Source organism: Thermovirga sp. (assembly GCF_017656375.1).
Taxonomy (GTDB): Bacteria; Synergistota; Synergistia; order Synergistales; family Thermovirgaceae; genus Thermovirga.
Genome location: NZ_JACDOB010000005.1, coordinates 39,241 through 55,765, shown reverse-complemented (window position 1 = coordinate 55,765; position 16,525 = coordinate 39,241). Strand labels below are relative to the sequence as shown.

At 44.6% G+C, this 16,525-nt stretch carries 17 protein-coding genes; 8 read left to right on the top strand and 9 right to left on the bottom strand.

Going from position 1 to position 16,525, the window contains the following annotated elements; genetic code table 11:
* Window positions 1-67 precede the first annotated feature (67 nt).
* Entirely contained in the window at window positions 68-1,813 is a 1,746-nt protein-coding gene (gene polX, locus H0Z23_RS03370) for a DNA polymerase/3'-5' exonuclease PolX (protein WP_296867554.1), read from the top strand.
* 28 nt (window positions 1,814-1,841) lie between these two features.
* A complete protein-coding gene (locus H0Z23_RS03365) occupies window positions 1,842-2,192 on the top strand; it encodes a cupin domain-containing protein (protein ID WP_296867553.1) in 351 nt (116 codons plus the stop codon).
* Between the two features lie 7 nt (window positions 2,193-2,199).
* Here the strand turns inward: H0Z23_RS03365 and H0Z23_RS03360 are convergent, their stop codons facing one another.
* The 5 genes from H0Z23_RS03360 to H0Z23_RS03340 form a co-directional block, all read right to left on the bottom strand.
* A complete protein-coding gene (locus tag H0Z23_RS03360; protein ID WP_296867552.1) occupies window positions 2,200-3,390 on the bottom strand; it encodes an MFS transporter in 1,191 nt (396 codons plus the stop codon).
* A gap of 35 nt (window positions 3,391-3,425) precedes the next feature.
* A complete protein-coding gene (locus tag H0Z23_RS03355) occupies window positions 3,426-3,947 on the bottom strand; it encodes a nitroreductase family protein (protein ID WP_296867551.1) in 522 nt (173 codons plus the stop codon).
* Window positions 3,944-5,068, bottom strand: coding sequence for a GGDEF domain-containing protein (locus tag H0Z23_RS03350; RefSeq protein WP_296867550.1), 1,125 nt, complete (start codon window positions 5,066-5,068; stop codon window positions 3,944-3,946). Before H0Z23_RS03350 ends, H0Z23_RS03355 begins: the two co-directional genes overlap by 4 nt.
* Before the next feature lie 100 nt (window positions 5,069-5,168).
* Window positions 5,169-6,416, bottom strand: a complete 1,248-nt coding sequence (locus tag H0Z23_RS03345; RefSeq protein WP_296867549.1) for an HD domain-containing protein — start codon at window positions 6,414-6,416, stop codon at window positions 5,169-5,171.
* Window positions 6,417-6,528: 112 nt separating this feature from the next.
* The gene (locus H0Z23_RS03340; RefSeq protein WP_296867548.1) at window positions 6,529-6,702 is read right to left on the bottom strand and encodes a 4Fe-4S binding protein; all 174 of its coding nucleotides are present in this window, start codon (window positions 6,700-6,702) and stop codon (window positions 6,529-6,531) included.
* A 122-nt stretch (window positions 6,703-6,824) separates the two neighbouring features.
* Between H0Z23_RS03340 and H0Z23_RS03335 the strand changes: the two genes are divergently transcribed.
* A complete protein-coding gene (locus H0Z23_RS03335) occupies window positions 6,825-7,286 on the top strand; it encodes a hypothetical protein (RefSeq protein WP_296867547.1) in 462 nt (153 codons plus the stop codon).
* A 6-nt stretch (window positions 7,287-7,292) separates the two neighbouring features.
* Here H0Z23_RS03335 and H0Z23_RS03330 read toward each other — a convergent pair whose 3' ends face one another.
* On the bottom strand, window positions 7,293-8,312 hold the full coding sequence (locus H0Z23_RS03330) for an NAD(P)H-dependent glycerol-3-phosphate dehydrogenase (protein WP_296867546.1): 1,020 nt from the start codon (window positions 8,310-8,312) through the stop codon (window positions 7,293-7,295).
* Window positions 8,313-8,455: 143 nt separating this feature from the next.
* Here H0Z23_RS03330 and H0Z23_RS03325 point away from each other — a divergent pair, with 143 nt between their 5' ends.
* From H0Z23_RS03325 to H0Z23_RS03305, 5 genes are all read left to right on the top strand, one after another.
* Complete coding sequence (locus H0Z23_RS03325) at window positions 8,456-10,249, top strand: sensor domain-containing diguanylate cyclase (protein WP_296867545.1); 1,794 nt, start codon at window positions 8,456-8,458, stop codon at window positions 10,247-10,249.
* Entirely contained in the window at window positions 10,249-10,590 is a 342-nt protein-coding gene (locus H0Z23_RS03320; RefSeq protein ID WP_296867544.1) for a cupin domain-containing protein, read from the top strand. Before H0Z23_RS03325 ends, H0Z23_RS03320 begins: the two co-directional genes overlap by 1 nt.
* A gap of 4 nt (window positions 10,591-10,594) precedes the next feature.
* Entirely contained in the window at window positions 10,595-10,984 is a 390-nt protein-coding gene (locus H0Z23_RS03315; RefSeq protein ID WP_296867543.1) for an ImmA/IrrE family metallo-endopeptidase, read from the top strand.
* Window positions 10,985-10,996: 12 nt separating this feature from the next.
* Window positions 10,997-12,130, top strand: a complete 1,134-nt coding sequence (locus tag H0Z23_RS03310) for a tetratricopeptide repeat protein (protein WP_296867542.1) — start codon at window positions 10,997-10,999, stop codon at window positions 12,128-12,130.
* 122 nt (window positions 12,131-12,252) lie between these two features.
* The gene (locus H0Z23_RS03305) at window positions 12,253-13,533 is read left to right on the top strand and encodes an ArsB/NhaD family transporter (RefSeq protein WP_296867541.1); all 1,281 of its coding nucleotides are present in this window, start codon (window positions 12,253-12,255) and stop codon (window positions 13,531-13,533) included.
* 48 nt (window positions 13,534-13,581) lie between these two features.
* Here the strand turns inward: H0Z23_RS03305 and cysK are convergent, their stop codons facing one another.
* The 3 genes from cysK to H0Z23_RS03290 all read right to left on the bottom strand — a co-directional run bounded on the left by cysK (window position 13,582) and on the right by H0Z23_RS03290 (window position 16,519).
* Window positions 13,582-14,502, bottom strand: coding sequence for a cysteine synthase A (gene cysK / locus H0Z23_RS03300; protein WP_296867540.1), 921 nt, complete (start codon window positions 14,500-14,502; stop codon window positions 13,582-13,584).
* Window positions 14,503-15,186, bottom strand: coding sequence for a serine O-acetyltransferase (gene cysE / locus H0Z23_RS03295; RefSeq protein ID WP_296867539.1), 684 nt, complete (start codon window positions 15,184-15,186; stop codon window positions 14,503-14,505). It lies immediately after the preceding gene.
* Between the two features lie 343 nt (window positions 15,187-15,529).
* Window positions 15,530-16,519 (bottom strand): formimidoylglutamase, encoded by a 990-nt coding sequence (locus H0Z23_RS03290; RefSeq protein WP_296867538.1) that lies wholly within the window; start codon window positions 16,517-16,519, stop codon window positions 15,530-15,532.
* Window positions 16,520-16,525: the final 6 nt, after the last annotated feature.

Below are 16,525 nucleotides of genomic sequence, written 5' to 3'. Positions count from 1 at the left end.
TTTTAACTTCCCGTACAGTTGTATAATGAATATATTAAAGTTAACACAAAAGCAGAGGTGTAGAAGTTTGTCTGAAAAACTCAATAACGAGAGGGTAGCGGAAATACTTGAAGAAATAGGGGATATGCTCGAGATATTAGGGGAGAGCGTCTTCAAGGTAAATGCTTACAGAAGAGCTGCCGAGAACATCCGTGGTTTGGGCAGGGATTTGGAATCCATGGTCCAGGATGGAACCATATTCACCATTGACGGTATTGGGAAGGCCATAGGGGAGAAGATAACAGAATTGGTGACTACAGGAAGGCTAGAATATTACGAAAAAATATCCCAGGAAGTTCCCCATTCATTGCTAGAAATGCTGAAAATCCCCGACATGGGGCCTAAGAGGGTGAAGGCTGTTTGGAAGGCCTTGGGGGTGCAGACAATAGAGGAGCTTGAGGAAGCGGCAAGAAGTGGAAAGCTGGCTGGCCTTCCAGGCTTTGGCCCTAAAATTTCTGCGAAAATCCTTGCCGGGATCGAAGAGAGAAAGAGAGCGTCAAGTGTAGATAGAATCCCCTTGATTGAGGTTTGGCCCTTGGCGGAGATGGTGAAGGAAGGCCTTTCGGACCTTCCAGGTATAAGAATAGAAGTAGGAGGATCTTTCCGCAGGCGGAAAGATACGGTAGGAGACCTGGATTTTCTCGTCTCCGCTGATGATCCAGAAGCTGCTGTCGAAAAATTTTGTTCTCTACCTATAGTGGAGAAAGTTTTGCTAAAAGGAAGCAAAAAGGCAAGCGTTCTCTTGAGGGGATCGTTGCAGGGTGACCTCAGAGTAATTGAACCTTCTAGATGGGGGACAGCTCTGCAGTATTTTACTGGGAGCAAGGAGCATAACGTACAATTGAGGGAGTTGGCTCTGAAAAAAGGGTTCAGCTTGAGCGAGTATTCCTTCAAGGCCGTCGAGGGAAGTGAGGAGATCTTGTGTGCCGAAGAGGAGGATGTCTATCGTTTTTTGGGTCTTCCCTGGATATTGCCCGAGCTGAGGGAAGGCCGCAAGGCCATAGAGGAGGCCTTAAAGGGCACCTTGCCCGATGTTGTGGATGTGGAAGATCTGAAAGGGGATTCTCACGTTCATACCTTTTGGAGCGATGGCATGAGCTCCATTGAGGATATGGTGCTCAGTGCTCATAGAAAAGGCCTAAGTTGGATCGCCATTACTGACCACAGCGCCACTCTTGCAGTTGCAGGTGGCTTGGATGCAGATAGGCTTAAAGCCCAAATGAAGGAGATTGATGACATAAATCAGAATCAAAGCAAGGTGCGCGTGCTAAAGGGTGTGGAAGCGGAGATTTTAGCCGATGGGACTATAGATGTGCCTGAGGATTTAATGGGAGAATTGGATGTGATAATAGGTGCTATTCACCTTTCCATGCGTCAGACAGAGGAAGAGATAACGAAAAGATATTTAAAGGCCATAAGGCACCCCAGGGTTCATATAATAGCTCACCCAACGGGCAGGCTTATGGGCCAGCGGCAAGGCATGAACGCGAATTGGGAAGTTGTTTTTGAGGAAGCTGCTCGAACAGGGACCATATTGGAGATAAATGCCAACCCTTACAGATTGGACCTCCCTGACTACCTGGCAGCTTTAGCGAAAGAAAAAGGATGCCTTTTTTCCATAGGTTCGGACGCTCACAGGCCTTCTCATATGGAGTTTCTTGATTTTGGCGTCTCAGTTGCCCGCAGGGCATGGCTGGGAAAGGAAAGGGTGGTAAACTGTTGGAAGTTAGATCATTTGCTTGAGTGGCTAAAAGATAAGCCAAATCGCCTGTAATTTTTATTTTGAAGGGGGAATGTTAGGTATGTTTTTCAAATTTTCTGAGACCAAGGGTTTTAGGAGGGAGCACCTGCAAAATGGACCAGGTGGGGCTCTTTATTTCCCCTTTATATCTATTGGGGAGAAACCCCAGGGAAGCCATTTCAAGATGGTTGCCAGGATAGAGCTTGATCCCAAGGCGGCAGTGGGGGAGCATGAGCATAAAGGAGATGAGGAAATATACTTCATCGTCTCCGGACATGGGATATTTACCGATGACGATAAAAGATATGAAGTGGGTCCAGGGGACGTGATGATAACGTTAGATGGGCATAAGCATTCCTTGGAAAACACCGGGGAAGAGCCTTTAGTTTTTATGGCTATTATTGCTGAGTAGCCTGGTGTTATTTGGACTTGCTTTTGAGGACAAAATAAAGAACGGCGGACATTGTACCGGCTAGTATTGCTCCGGAGGAAAAGACGCAGTTTATGCCCAACAGGGAATAGATGCCTCCCATTAGGAATGGTCCGATGGTTTGGCCTAACCTTAAAGACATGCTGTTTAGAGATATAAAGGCAGCTCTGTTTTCCTCTGGGGCAATGTTTGTGATCATGGTCATCAGTGTTGGCATGTTAAGGCCCTGTGCGGCACCCATGAGACCGGCAGGAATCAGGGCACTCAGGCAGTTGGGAAGGTACAGGGCTATGATGAGGGCCAGGCAGTAAAGCACGAAAGCCAAAGAAAGGCGAATCCTTTCGGATAGCATTTTCGATATATTTTTTGTGTTGAAAGCAACAATAGCACTGGATAAGGACATGAAAGCCGATATGAGGCCTATTTGCAAGGCTGTTGCCTGAAAATTGCTGTTAAGGTAAAAGGGGAGAAATGTCAGGAATGCGCCGTAAAATATTATGAAAGTAATTGTACTAGTGGAAAAAAGTAGAATTGCCATGGGGTTCGAAAAGGCTTGAAACATTTTTCTAAAGGGTTGGTCTGCTTTGTGTTTCGGAAGGTCTGTTTGCTTCAACCTCAACATTACCCAAAGGGCAACCGGAATGGCTGCAATGGGTAGTAGGAAAGGGTACCGCCATCCCAACATGGATAGCAATCCTCCCAAAGCAGGGTATGTTGCTGTTCCAACACCCAGGATGCTGGAGTTGTATCCCATGGCTTCTGTCCTTAGTCTCTTTTGGTAGAGGTCACCTATAATAGTTATATTCAGGGAGTTTAACGCTGAAGCTCCCATACCCTGCAGTACCCTCATAAACAAAAGCTCATTGAAGGTTCGGGAGAAAGCGCACATCACACCAGAAAGGCCAAACAAGAGCAGACAGGGCACAAGAATTTTTTTCCTTCCATATGTGTCCGCTAAAAGCCCTAGAAGAGGCGTTGCTATTATGCCTGGTATGGTGAAAGCAGAGACAATTAACCCTGTTTTTGCGGGGGAAATATTGAAAAAAATGGCAATCTGTGGAAAAGCAGGGGTTACGCTTGCTACACCTAACACCGAAAGCAAGGTTACGGCGAAAACTATGTAAAGGTTTTCATCCTTTAGTGCATTGCTGAGTTCTTCTTTTTCGATGTCTGATGTCACAAGGGCCCCCTACCTTTAAGTCAGCCTTTTAACTTTTACCAGCCGTTTCTGTGCACCCTAGAGGAGTCATATCTGTTCGATGGCTCCTTGGTTTTTGCTGGATAGCCCAAGGCTATTAAAGAAAAGGGTATTACGTTTTCCTGTAGGCCTAGGGTTTTGCTTAAGCCATCCATGAGTGCTTTTTTGGGATAAACTCCAAGCCAAACGGAACCTAGGTTCAGTGCTGTAGCAGCTAACAGGATGTTTTCCGTTGCGGCAGCACAATCTTGAGGCCAAAGGTCTTCGTCTTTGATGTAGTCCTTTTTAGCGCACACTAAAATTGCTGCTGGCGCTCCTAGGAGCATTTTGGAGTAGGGGTGAAATGTGGGTATTTCATCTAATAACTTTCTGTCGTCTATTATGATGAATTCCCAAGGTTGTTGATTGTGGGCCGATGGCGCGGCCATAGCGGCTTTAAGGAGATGCTCGAAAATAGCATCGTTCAAGGGTTTGTTCTCAAAGGACCTGATACTTCTTCTTGAGAGAATAACCTCAAGAGCTTTTGACTTCTCGCTCATGGCCTATCTACCTCCTTTTGTGGGTTTTCGATTATATCTTCAAAATGGATAGAATCAAAAGTAGGATTTTCAGGGTCTACGACAGACACATCTTCAAAGACAGAGTTTTTGGCTCTGAATAAGGCAGTATCTGCGTTGACCATAACTGCCTGATAGGTTATCCCTGGGACAATCTTTGTTATGCCAATTGAGGCCTTGGAGTATTCGGGCATTATTTCTTTAAGGCCACTGAGGATTCTTCTAGCTACGGTTTGTCCCAGGTTTATGCTTGGATTGTCCAATATTACCATGAATTCTACACCACCGTAGCGGGCCAGGACATCTTTTGATCGTATCTTTTCTGCTATCATCTTAGCAGCCTTCTTGATGTAAGCGTCCGCTACAATGTGACCATGGTTTTCCACGATTTTATCGTGGTCATCCAGGGAGATAAATAGCAAAACCTTTTCGACATCGCTTTCTACCAGTGCCTTTATGAAATTATCCAGGTAGTTTCTATTGTATACGCCCGTAAGGGAATCTTCTATAGCCTTTTTCTGTGCTTCCTTGTGGGCTTTTATGAGCAGTGATATCTGGGTGACATGCAGCCTCAGTATGTCAATGAAAAAGTACGAGAAGAGCAAGGTAAAAGAATAGACTATCACTATGTAGGCCAGATTCATGTCAACTTCTCCATGTTTCATCATGGGTATATAAAAACAAAGGGCGTTGTAGAACAAGACGAAGAAGAAAGGTAATCCCTTGGGCTGCAAAAAGTAGGGCCCAAGAAGTATGCAGAACAAAAGGGATATTATGTGCCTCGAAAGAGCCACTTGTACCGTAAGGCCGAGTTGGACGTAGAACAGAGGTATGGAAGAAATAATAAGCAGATTTGCGATGACGACAACCCCCAGCGCTTTTTTCCATGTTTCTGAAAACTTTACAGTTACAAGAGGCGAAGCTGCAAGGTATATCAAGGCAAGCGATGCGTCCAGCATCTTGGCACGGTGAAACCCAAAAGCCACATCAGCTGCATACATGGCCCCAAACCAGGCAGCAAGGACCAGGCAGTTGCTTAAGGCTCGGAAGGTTTTTCGATCCTTGAATTGGGTGCTCTGTTGTATTTCAATTTGTTCACTCATAAATAAGCCCCCCTTCTCGGGTAAAAGCCATCAAGTTTAATTAGCCAATTAACCAGTAACAATATAATAATAGCTGAATAAAGGTAGGGTAACAACTTTTTTAATGGTTGTATTTATTATTTAACCATGTTACGGCTTCCAGCTTGCTTAGAGGTCCTGATGTGGCTATTTTTTCTGCCAACTCATCAAGTATTTGTCCTATTTTTTCTCCCTTCAAAGCGGGGTATAGGTTTATGATGTCTTTTCCACTAATAGGCAACCCAGAGCTCAAATTGAAAAGAATTTTGAGGATTGTTTCTCTATTTCTTATATATCTTTCCATGTCCCCAGCTCCTGCTAGCGTATCTGCATATCCCAGTAGGAAAAGTTTGCCTATCCACTCTGAGCCTTTGGTCAGAAGTAGCTTTGCTGCAGTTTTAGTTTCAGGCAAGCGAAAGGGTGCCCAGTGCCACTCTATCAAAGAACAAACTTCATTTGTTAGGTTTTGTGGCCATGACCAGCGCATGAAAGTCTCTCTGGCTATTTTTGCCCCTTTTGCTTCGTGATCTGAAATGCTTACAGCTTTGCCAAGGTCGTGAAATAAAGAGGCGATCTTCATTATTTTGTCAAAGGTTAGGCTCTCCATTGTTTTCAGGCACAGCAGAGAGTGGGTAAAAGCATCTCCCTCGGGGTGTTTAACGGGATCTTGGTTCACTGCTTTCAGGGCACTTAGGCAAGGAATGACTATGTTTAGAATATCCAAATTTTCTAGGATATCCACGAATGCAGAAGGCTTTCCGTCGAAAGCCTTTAGGATCTCTTTACCTATACGTTCAGGGGGAATCTTTTTTAAAAGATTCCCATGTTTTTTGCACATGTTGTTTGTCTCTTCTGCGAGTGTAAAGCCAGGCATTGATGCAGTTAATCGAGCAGCCCTTACTATCCGTGCGGGGTCTTCTAGAACCCTATTTTCAGGAGACTCTGTAAATCTTATAAGCCTTGCGGATAGGTCTAAAAGGCCACCCCAAGGGTCGATTATATTGCCACATCTGCTCATGGCCATGGCATTTATGGTGAAGTCTCGTCTTTTGAGGTCTTCTTCTAACGTGGTGTGTGCAAAGGAAACTATATCTATAGTTACACCTTCTATGGAAATGCATGCGGATTTGCGATTTTCTTTGCCTATTACTTTGGCTTTAGGTAATATTTCCTTTATATCGCTAAGATTAGCTGAAGTGGTGATGTCTATATCCACGGGAGTTTTGCAGAGCAGAAGGTCTCTTACTGCTCCTCCAACTATAAAAGCCTCGAATCCTTTTTTCTCTAAAATGTCAATGACGTATAGAGCTTTCTTCCAGGGTTCCTTCATCTTTAAACCCTTTCTCTCTAAACCTAAAATACACTGAAGCCACCCCTACGCTAGCTTTGCACAGGGCGGCTCCAGCACGTTTTAGGCGTATTTAGAAACCTATTTCAGTTTGTTATTGGGAAATAGCGCTTACTGGGCAAACTGCAACACAAGCGCCACACTCCACGCAAGTATCCGGATCCACTTCTGCCTTGCCATCAACCATGCTGATAGCTGCTACGGGGCATGTGCCTACGCAAGCCTCGCAACCTACACATGTGTCCTTGTCTACGACTGCCTTTGCCATTCTATTCCCTCCTTACTTGATTGGTTATTAAAGGTTGTTGAAGTTGAATCAAAATCATTTTATCCTATAAAGCGAAAAGGAACAACATTTTGGCAGGTTAAGATTTTCAAGGAGGGATATCAGTGAACAAGGAAGCGGAAGACATACTGAAATTAGTAGAAAAGCAACTGGACAGCATCTGGCACGGGGACGCCAATGTTTATGCTGGCACGGTGGCCGAAGATTGTTCTTTTTTTGAGTGGTACATAAGTCCAGTGAGGATAGATGGCCTTGATTTCCACCTGAGGGAACTTAGGATACACAGAAATGTTCTTGAAGGTTCAATGGACCCTCTTGAGGAGAAAGAGCACTTCTTCGAGCATGAAATTCTTCAGCCGAGGGTCCAGTTTTACGGTAAGACTGCAATAGTTACTTTTACTCTCATGATCAGGGCGGTCCTGCCCGATGGGGCGCTTCACAAAAGCCACAACGAAACAAGGGTCTTTCATAACTTCGGTACCGAGAAAGAGCCCGATTGGAAGCTGGTGCACTGCCATAAATCGCCTGTTGCCACGAAGGACAGTCTGGAGGCTCTTAGAACTTAATAGGTTTTATTTTGAACCCCAATTCATTTCCGGGGGCATCTCAGGCTTTGGGCATCGGGAGAACAGCTCCTCCAGCAAGGAGGCAGGAGTTTTCTGTTCATAAAGCACTTGGTAGATTGCTTCTGCAATAGGTAGCTCCAAGCCCAGCTCCTTGGCATGTTCTACCAGTGCTCTCACCGTGTATGCCCCTTCTGCTACCTGCCCCAGAGATTCCTTGGCCTTTTCTAGCGTCTCTCCTCTGGCTATGGCCTGACCAAGCCTGTAGTTTCGGGATAAGCTGCTGTAGCAAGTCACCATTAGGTCTCCTATTCCGGCGAGGCCTGCCAAGGTCAGGGGGTTTGCTCCTGCTTTTGCCCCCAGCCGCATTACTTCAGCTAATCCCCTGCTCACCAGGGCTGCCATGGCGTTGTCTCCCAGGTTCATTTCAGAGGCGATTCCTGCCGCTATAGCTATTACGTTCTTTACAGCGCCTCCTATCTCTACACCTACTACATCACAGCTTGTGTAGACTCTGAAAAAACCTTTGTTCAGAAGGTTTTGCCACATAATTGCCTCCTCTTCAGAAAAGGAAGCTACCACTACAGCTGTTGGCTTAAACAAGGCTACCTCCTCTGCGTGGCTTGGTCCCGAGATGACGCTGTATTGCGCTGTTGGCATTATTTCTTTTACTATTTCGCTTATGCGTTTTGCTGTGGAGATTTCCATTCCTTTGGCCGCATTACATAGATGCACTTTATCGTCGAGGAAAGACTTTGTTTGTTCTAGAAAGCCTCTCACAGATTGAGTTGGAATTGCTAGTATAAATTTGTCGGTATCGCAGGCTTCTTCTAAATCAGATGTGGCTGTTAGGTTTTCTGAAAGATCTATGTCCTTCAAATAGTCGGGGTTTCTGCCTGTTGCGTTTATAGTTTTGGCCTGTTCTGGCCGCCTGCACCACAGGGTCACCCTTTTTCCTTGATAACTTAAATGATTGGCTAGGGCAGTTCCCCAACTTCCTGCTCCAAAAACGGTAATAATGTTACCCAAGTCGATCCACATCCTTTGTTTTGAATATTTCTCAAAAAACCAGTTGCTAAAATAATAATACAACAAAAACAATATATTTCTTGTGACAGATCATTTTTTTGATTAGAATCAAAAAGCAAAAAGTAACTGTAGAAGGGGTTAGAATGATAAATCTTAAAGATCTGATTTGTTTTTGCGAAGAGATAGAAAAACATGAAAGCATCCCGTCTGTGGCCCAGTATGTTGTAGAGACCATAGAAAAGGTGTTGCAGGGGTGCTATGCATGTTTTTATGTCTTAAGCGAGAACCAAAAACAATTAGTATTGTTAGCGTATGGAAGCTATTCTCCTGAACTTTATTCCATAGAAAGGAAAAACACCCTTTACTGGAAGGCACTCATCAGGAAAGAGACGGTAGTTCTTGATTGCAGCCTTATTCCTAAAGAGATCCTCTCTGTTTGTAACGCAACTCAAAAAATAATAGTACCTATTGTGTGGGAACAGCGATTAATGGGAGCGTTAGTGGTAGAATCTTTGAAAAATTTGCCAGAGGAAAGTATTGAGCTTTTAGAATTTATGGCAACCATTGCAGCGAAATCTATGAGCTTTATCAAACTTAAAGAAAGCCTGGCTACAAGCCTTGATGCATTGGCTAGCTTAAATAAAAAGAAAAAACTACTTGTCGATGTGTCGTTAAAGCTTTTTGAATATCAAAGTAGAGATGACATAGGTGAATTTTTGATAGACAAAATAAGGGATGTCTTTGGGTTTGTGGATGTCAGTCTTCTTTGGGCAGATTCAAAAAGGGAGGATTTATCTAAAGGCTCTGTGGATTCTATCAGGGAAAGCCAGAAAACAAAAATTATTCTTCCTTTCACAATAAAAGCAACTGACCCTTCGGAAATGGCAGTAGCAATAAAATATGAAGACACCTTTTGGGGTACCTTATTTGTTAAAAGTCCTTCTGGGAAAGCTATCAACAAAAGAGACGGAGAGCTTCTTAGCTCCTTGTGCAGCTATTTTGCTGCCATTCTGACAACTCGAAGCCAGTTTAAGAAGCTCGCTAGAATGAGGCGAATGGAGCGGGCTTTTTTAGAGATTATCATAGAGGCCGCAGGAAAAGATAGCATTGAGGAGATATGTGGGTACGTAGTTAAAAAACTTAATGAGACTGCTCTTTGTCAAGCCCTCGTATATAAAATATCCACCATAAAAGACAAACGAGAAATTAAGGTGATAGCAAGAGGAGAAAGCGCCAAAATTTTTGAAGATATGAAGGATAATATAAATGTTGCGGTGGGAAATTCAATAGATGTTCCAATAGCTTTTGAGGGGAAGGTCTTCGGAATTTTAAGGATTATGGATAGACAAGGGTATTTCAGCAATAAAGAAGGCAAGGATATGCTGAGCATCCTCGCTAGGCATTTGGGAATTCTTTGGGGGTATAAGGAAATAATATTGAAAACAAAACACGAGGCCCTAAGGGATTCTTTGACAGGGTTATGGAATAGAAAATACTTTTCAATGAAAATGGAAGAGGAACTTGAGAGATGTAAAAGATACGGGGGGACTTTTGCTTTAGTGATGGTTGATTTAAGGGATTTCAAAGCTATAAATGACACTTTTGGGCACCTGGAAGGAGATAGGTTATTGATTGAGTTGGCGTTGCTGTTGGAGATGAGGATAAGAAAAAGCGATATTATAGCCCGCTATGGGGGCGATGAATTCGTTGCTTTTCACCCTCAAACGTCTTTGGAAAAGGCGGTGCGCTTGTGGGAGAAGATAAGTAAAGAGATTGAGAGCAACCTGTGGGGAAGCAGAGGGTTGAAAATGGCCATTGATTTTGGGGTGGCTTCATGTCCGGAGGATGGAGTAAATATAGATAGCTTACTCAAAAAAGCGGACAAAAGGATGTATGAGTCAAAAAACAGGGCAAAGATGAATTTATCAAAGGGTTGATGAATGTGAAAGAAAAAGGAAATTTTTATCAGATGCCTGAAGGCGAAAGGGGCCAAGAGATAATAGAGGTTCTTTTAAAGAATAAAGCATTGTGGGTAGAGCGTATAATCTCCTTTGGCAGCGAAACCCCTAAAGGAGTATGGTATGATCAAAGTACTGATGAGTGGGTCGTGCTCCTCAGGGGAGAGTCGCAATTGGAGTATGAGGATGGCTCTATTCAGGAATTGAAGGAGGGGGATTGGGTTTTTTTGCCTGCGGGGAAGAAACATAGAGTAGCTTATACATCTTTTGACCCTCCTTGCTTGTGGCTTGCAATTCACGTAAAAAAGGACGAGGAATAAGACCTTGAGAAAAGGCGTTATAAGAATTACCACCTCAGAAAAGAAAAGGCTCAAGCAGATGGCTTCCGAGTGGGGAGTAGAGGTGGATTTCAGGTCATACCTTGGAGCAGATATGTTCGCCCGTATAACGATCCCTTCTGAAGGAGTTGCTCGAGTAGAGATGCTGGAAGCCTTTTCACCCGAATCATATTATTCCAAGTGGGGGAATAGGGATGTGCCAGAAGAGAAACTGTTTGAATTCCTACTCCTTCATGAAATAGCCCATCTGAAGCTTGAGCATCACACTCAGAATATTCCTGTTCCTACCAAAGATGCCAAGTGGTGGTTTCGATTTAAAGAGCAGAAGGAAACAGAGGCAGACTTATGGGCCAAAAGAAGGTTAGGTCGCCCATGAAAGGGGATGTGAATGATGAAGAAAGTTTTTATGCTTTTAGTTACAGGTCTTATGATTTTCGCTTTTGCTACAGGAGCTGCTTTTGCAGGCGAAGCAGAGAACCTCGTTAATAAAGCCATAGATGCAGCTTCGGAGGGAAGGCTTGATGATGCTGAAGAGCTTTTACAAGAGGCACTGCAATTAAAGCCTACATTAGCGGAAGCGCATTATAACCTGGGAGTGGTTTTGGAAAGCAAAGAAGAATTTGACCAGGCCCTTAGGGAATATCAGGAGGCCTTAAAGTTTAAAGACAATATGCCTGAAATACATAACAGTTTAGGAAACCTTTACTGGAAAATGGGAAAACTTTCTGAGGCCGAGAAGGCATTTAAAAAATCAGTGGAAGTAGATGAAAGCTTCTCTTTGGGGTGGTCCAATCTAGGCAGGCTCCTTCTAGCAGAGCGCAGGCCGCAGGAAGCCCTTTCATATCTTCAAAAGGCAGCTCTTCTTGCTCCTGAAAGCCCTCAAAACCATTATTACCTTGGCGAAGCTCAAAAAGCCCTTGGTGATTATGAGAGTGCTATAGCCCAATACAACAAAGCCCTAGAACTAAGGCCTGATTATACCAATGCAAAAGTGGCCTTGGCATTTGCCTATAGGAGAATGGGAATGGCCGATAAAGGTACAGAAGTCTTCAAGGAAGCCATAGCCAAAGATCCGGATAATCCAAAGCTGCTCTACAACTTCGGAGTCATGCTTTTTTCGAACAGGCAGTACAATGCTGCGGCTGAAGCCTTTGCCAGGGCAGGAGAGTTGGATCCAACCTCGGTGGAAACCTGGAACAACCTCAGTCAGACCTACCTTCGCCTTCAAAGTTACCAAAGGGCTCTTGATGCAGCCCAGAAGGCAGTTGAAGCGGATAGCCAGTCCTACAGGGCGTACAACAGCTTGGGGTTTGCCCTTATAGGAGTAGATCACTACGAAGAAGCTATGGAGGCCTTCGAAAAGGCCCTTGCCCTGGAGCCCAACTTTCCTGACAGCCATTTTGGCAAGGGAGTAACTTTCCTGCTCTTGGGGAACAGAGAAGGTGCCGCCAAGGAGGTAGAGATCTTAAAAATATTGAACAGGGGTATGGCTGTGAAGTTGGAAGGGCTGATAGGGAACTAGAAAATCCTATTATATATTGTAGAGCAATCAAGAATTATTGGGTTTGGCTTGAAAAAATGGAAAAAAGGAGTACTATTTTTCCCCGTCGAGGGCCAATTTAGCAAATTTATAGATTTTTGGAGATGATATTCTTGAATCGTGTCCAGTTACTTGCTCTTATTATCTTTTGCCTTACATATGCTTTCATAATTACGGAGCGACTTCACAGACTCAAAGCAGCAATGTTGGGTTTCTCACTGGTGCTCCTAATGCAATTGGTTGAACAAAGTGAGATTTTCTCTTTTATAGATTTCAACACCATTGGGCTTTTGCTGGGCATGATGATTTTGGTAGGCATACTTAAAAAAACTGGCCTCATCCAGCATATAGCTGCTGAGGCAGTAAGCTACAGCAAAGGGAACGCTTGGATACTTTTGGTTTTTTTGGCTTCCCTTACGGCAGTAGTGTCTGCCCTCATAGATAATGTGACAACCGTACTGTTGGTGGGGCCGATAGCCTTGGCGGTGGCGGATGTCATGGAGATAAATCCCATGCCTTTCATATTTGCTGAGATTTTCTCTTCAAACATAGGTGGTACTGCAACCCTCATCGGAGACCCTCCTAACCTACTGATAGGTTCAGCTGCGGGCCTTACTTTTAATGAGTTCATAATAAACCTGGGCCCGCCAGTGGCTTTGTCCATGATTGTCCTTTTTGGCTTGCTCTATTTTTGGTATGGCAATGACTTGAGGCCGAAAAGAGATGGAGAAATGTCGAAAGGAGAGTTTTCTGTTCCGAAAAAGCTTCACGATCCAGCTCTTACTGTTAAAGTGCTATTTGTAATGGCTCTTGTCTTAGTTGGTTTTATATTGCATGGGATGCTTCATTTTGAAGCTGCCACAATAGCCCTTGCAGGGGCGACCCTTGCATTGATAGTGTGTCCCGTTGACGTGGAGGAAATATTACTGGACGTGGATTGGGTGACTATCTTGTTCTTTTCCATGCTTTTCATGCTTGTAGGTACCCTTGAGCATGTCGGCGTGATAGAGTTGTTTGCTACGAAGATGTTTTCCCTTTTTGGCGATCACTTCAGGGCATTGACGATGATTTTGATATGGGCATCAGGTGTAGCATCTGCGGTAGTTGATAATGTTCCATATACTGCAGCAGTTATTCCATTGGTCAAACATATTTCCCAACTTGGAGGATACGATCCGAGGCCCTTATGGTGGGCCCTGGCTCTTGGGGCGTGCTTAGGTGGCAATGGAACTTTGGTGGGTGCATCAGCTAACCTAGTTATGGCAGGTGTTGCTAATAAGGCTGGCATCAAACTGGATTTTAAGACCTTCCTTGCGAGAGGGATGGTTTTAATGTTAGCAACTTTGGCGGTTTCTGCCGCATATGTCTTTTGGCGTTATTTATAATAATGTAATGGTTGTTGGGGCGGTTGAGGTTTACCGCCCCATGTTACGTCAGTTGAACACCGAAGCACTAAGATATTTATCTCCTCTGTCGGGGGCGATAGTTACTACTACAGCGTCAGGTGGAGCAGTTTCTGCGATTTTCATAGCAGCCCAAATATTTGCTCCTGAGGATATACCGCAGAACAACCCTTCCTTTTTCCCTAGCCATCGGGCCATATCGAATGCCTGTTCGTCCTCTACAGCTATTATTTCATCCACCACTTCAAGGTCTAGATTGGGGGGTACAAACCCGGCTCCTATGCCTTGTATGCCATGAGGGCCTGGGGCTCTGCCGGATAGCACAGCACTTTTGGCTGGCTCGACACCTATGACCTTTGTAGAGGGGAAAACGGATTTTAATACCTTGCCAATTCCTGAGATGGTTCCTCCTGTTCCTATGCCAGCGACGAAAGCGAATGGAGCCTTGCCGTTTAGATCCCTCAGTATTTCTGGGGCAGTGGTTACCGAATGAGCCCACGGGTTCCCTGGGTTGGAGAACTGGTCTGGCATAAAGGCAAAGGGTGTGTTATTGGCTATTTCATGAGCGGCTTTGATGGCGCCTTTCATTCCTTCTCCTGCCTTCGTCAGGACTAGCTCCGCTCCGTAGGCTTTGAGTATGCCCTGTCTCTCTTTTGACATGGATTCTGGCATGGTCAACATGACCTTCAACCCCATGGCAGAGCCCAACATGGCTAAGGCTATGCCAGTGTTGCCGCTGGTAGGTTCCACTATTACGGTTTGATCTTGCAGTTTTCCTTCTTTTTCTGCAAATTGCATCATACCCCAGGCTGCTCGGTCCTTTATTGACCCTCCAATGTTGTTGCCTTCAAGCTTTATGAGGATTTTAGCAGCATTTTTTATGGGATTTATCTGATACATGGGGGTTCTGCCTATCAATTTGGCTAAAGGTAAAGAGTTGATGGATATCATTTAAATTACCACCTTTCCGTCAAAAATTTCTTCAGTTTTCTCAATCATTTTGAGTTGGTCCTTAAGAATTTCTATTTCTTTCTGAAGTTTATTTATTTTGTTCAAAAGGTCCTGATTTGGCTCTTGTAATGACACGGTCTTCATGCCATTTATTTTGACGATCTTAGCTGGGATTCCGACCACTGTACTGTTGGGAGGAATGTTTTTAAGTACCACGCTGTTAGCTCCTATTTTGGAGTTTGCCCCTACAGTTATATTGCCCAGAACCCTGGCACCGCTTCCTATGATGGTGCCATCACCGATGGTTGGGTGCCTCTGGAAACTTTTTTCATTGCCGGTAGCACCGAGGGTGACTCCTTGATATATGGTCACTCCTTGCCCTACTGTGGCGGTTTCGCCTATTACTATTCCCATACCGTGGTCTATGAAGACGCCACCAGCTATTTTTGCTCCTGGATGGATCTCTATGCCGGTGATCCATCGCACTATTAAGCTTATGAGCCTAGGTAAAATCCTTAACTTCAGTTTTTGATACATAAAGTGGTTTAGTTTATGAACCAAAAGAGCGTGAAAGCCAGGATAGCAGAATATTATCTCCAGAAAACCTAGCATCCCCCCGCGGAAAGCGGGGTCTTGATCTCTTATGGCCTTGTAATCTGCTATTATGTCTTTTATAATTCCCATGTTTTTATTCCTCCTTATCTTTAAATAGCTAAAATTGTGTTTTTCTTTGATGACTGGCCTACAACAGCCACAACCGCTTTCCACGGACCTCACCTCCTTATTCTTTGCCTTTTGAAAAATAAAGCGGGCTTTCCTTAAAGAAAGCCCGCTTCTTATCACTTATCGGTTCAGTTTATTTTGTTGGCCGGAAGGCACATGCGGGCTTTTTCTCCCGCAGCCTTTCCGGCTGCGGCAGAGGTTAACTAACCATCTGCCTACAACAGCAAAACTTGAAACTATTTATCTTCATCGCGTAAATGCTCCTCGTGATATCATTTTGAGCAATCCTAACATGGCGTTTGTTTTATGTCAAATATGCCCTTTCGGAAAAGCCTTTGCAGAACCAAAAGAGGATCCCCGCACATAAAGAAGCAGTGCGGCCCCCTTGATCTAGGGGAGGACTCATCTCTGCTATGTCCAGGTACCTTATTTTTCCGGTTCTTCCAGCTATATATGCTATTCTTTCCAGTTCCGGTGCCTTGAATCCCCTTGGATTGCTGGCCGAGGCCCCAGGCGCTTCGTGATTTCGTGCTGAATCTATATCTATGGAGAGTGCTACGGCCCTTGTGCCTTCGCTGGCAATGCGGCAGGCCTCCAAGAAGAATTCTATAGGCCTGTTGCCTATGTTGTTCAAGGTCATTACCGTTACGTGCTGTTTTTTTATCCACTCGTAGTGGTAGGGGGAATTATATGGCTCCTGTATCCCAAATTCAACGAAGGCTCTTGGATTCAGGGCACGGTTGGGGAGTTCTTCCAGTGCCCGCCTAAAGGGAGTTCCGCTTGTTATTTTATCGTGATATTCTCGTACGTCCAGGTGGCAGTCTACGTTGATTCCCCCAAGGGCCTTTTCACCTAGCTGAAGGCCTTCTACTAGGCCACAAAAACCTGCAAAGGAAAGGTCATGCCCTCCCCCCAAAACTATGGGGAAAACCCCATTTTCTACGACTACTTTTACAGCCTCCTTGAGCCTTGTGTGACTCTCCTCCAGGGTTTGGCCAGGTATTATATTCCCTAGGTCAATTATGCTCAAGCTCATGAAGGCATTGCCGAAGCCGGGAGTTAGTTTGTAAAAGGCCTTTCGTATGTATTCAGGGCCCAAGGATGCGCCAGCCTTACCGCCGTTCGCTATTATTCCCCGGTCCTCTGGGAACCCCAGGATAGCTATATGAGCTTTCTTGATCTCTTCTTGAAGGTCTTTTTCTACAGGTTTTATCAGGTCTCCCAGCCTCGGATCAGATGGGTCATTTCGACTGTAAAACCACTCCGACAGAGGTGGACTTATAAAAAGCTCCATTTGGCC

What these genes read in the sequence shown, in the direction of transcription:
- H0Z23_RS03355 (WP_296867551.1), bottom strand. Translation starts at nt 3,947, where the DNA reads ATGAGCGAGAAGTCAAAAGCTCTTGAGGTTATTCTCTCAAGAAGAAGT.
- cysK (WP_296867540.1), bottom strand. Translation starts at nt 14,502, where the DNA reads ATGATATCCATCAACTCTTTACCTTTAGCCAAATTGATAGGCAGAACC.
- H0Z23_RS03305 (WP_296867541.1), top strand. Translation starts at nt 12,253, where the DNA reads ATGATATTCTTGAATCGTGTCCAGTTACTTGCTCTTATTATCTTTTGC.
- H0Z23_RS03365 (WP_296867553.1), top strand. Translation starts at nt 1,842, where the DNA reads ATGTTTTTCAAATTTTCTGAGACCAAGGGTTTTAGGAGGGAGCACCTG.
- H0Z23_RS03320 (WP_296867544.1), top strand. Translation starts at nt 10,249, where the DNA reads ATGAATGTGAAAGAAAAAGGAAATTTTTATCAGATGCCTGAAGGCGAA.
- H0Z23_RS03350 (WP_296867550.1), bottom strand. Translation starts at nt 5,068, where the DNA reads ATGAGTGAACAAATTGAAATACAACAGAGCACCCAATTCAAGGATCGA.
- H0Z23_RS03345 (WP_296867549.1), bottom strand. Translation starts at nt 6,416, where the DNA reads ATGAAGGAACCCTGGAAGAAAGCTCTATACGTCATTGACATTTTAGAG.
- H0Z23_RS03290 (WP_296867538.1), bottom strand. Translation starts at nt 16,519, where the DNA reads ATGGAGCTTTTTATAAGTCCACCTCTGTCGGAGTGGTTTTACAGTCGA.
- cysE (WP_296867539.1), bottom strand. Translation starts at nt 15,186, where the DNA reads ATGGGAATTATAAAAGACATAATAGCAGATTACAAGGCCATAAGAGAT.
- H0Z23_RS03310 (WP_296867542.1), top strand. Translation starts at nt 10,997, where the DNA reads ATGATGAAGAAAGTTTTTATGCTTTTAGTTACAGGTCTTATGATTTTC.
- H0Z23_RS03325 (WP_296867545.1), top strand. Translation starts at nt 8,456, where the DNA reads ATGATAAATCTTAAAGATCTGATTTGTTTTTGCGAAGAGATAGAAAAA.
- H0Z23_RS03340 (WP_296867548.1), bottom strand. Translation starts at nt 6,702, where the DNA reads ATGGCAAAGGCAGTCGTAGACAAGGACACATGTGTAGGTTGCGAGGCT.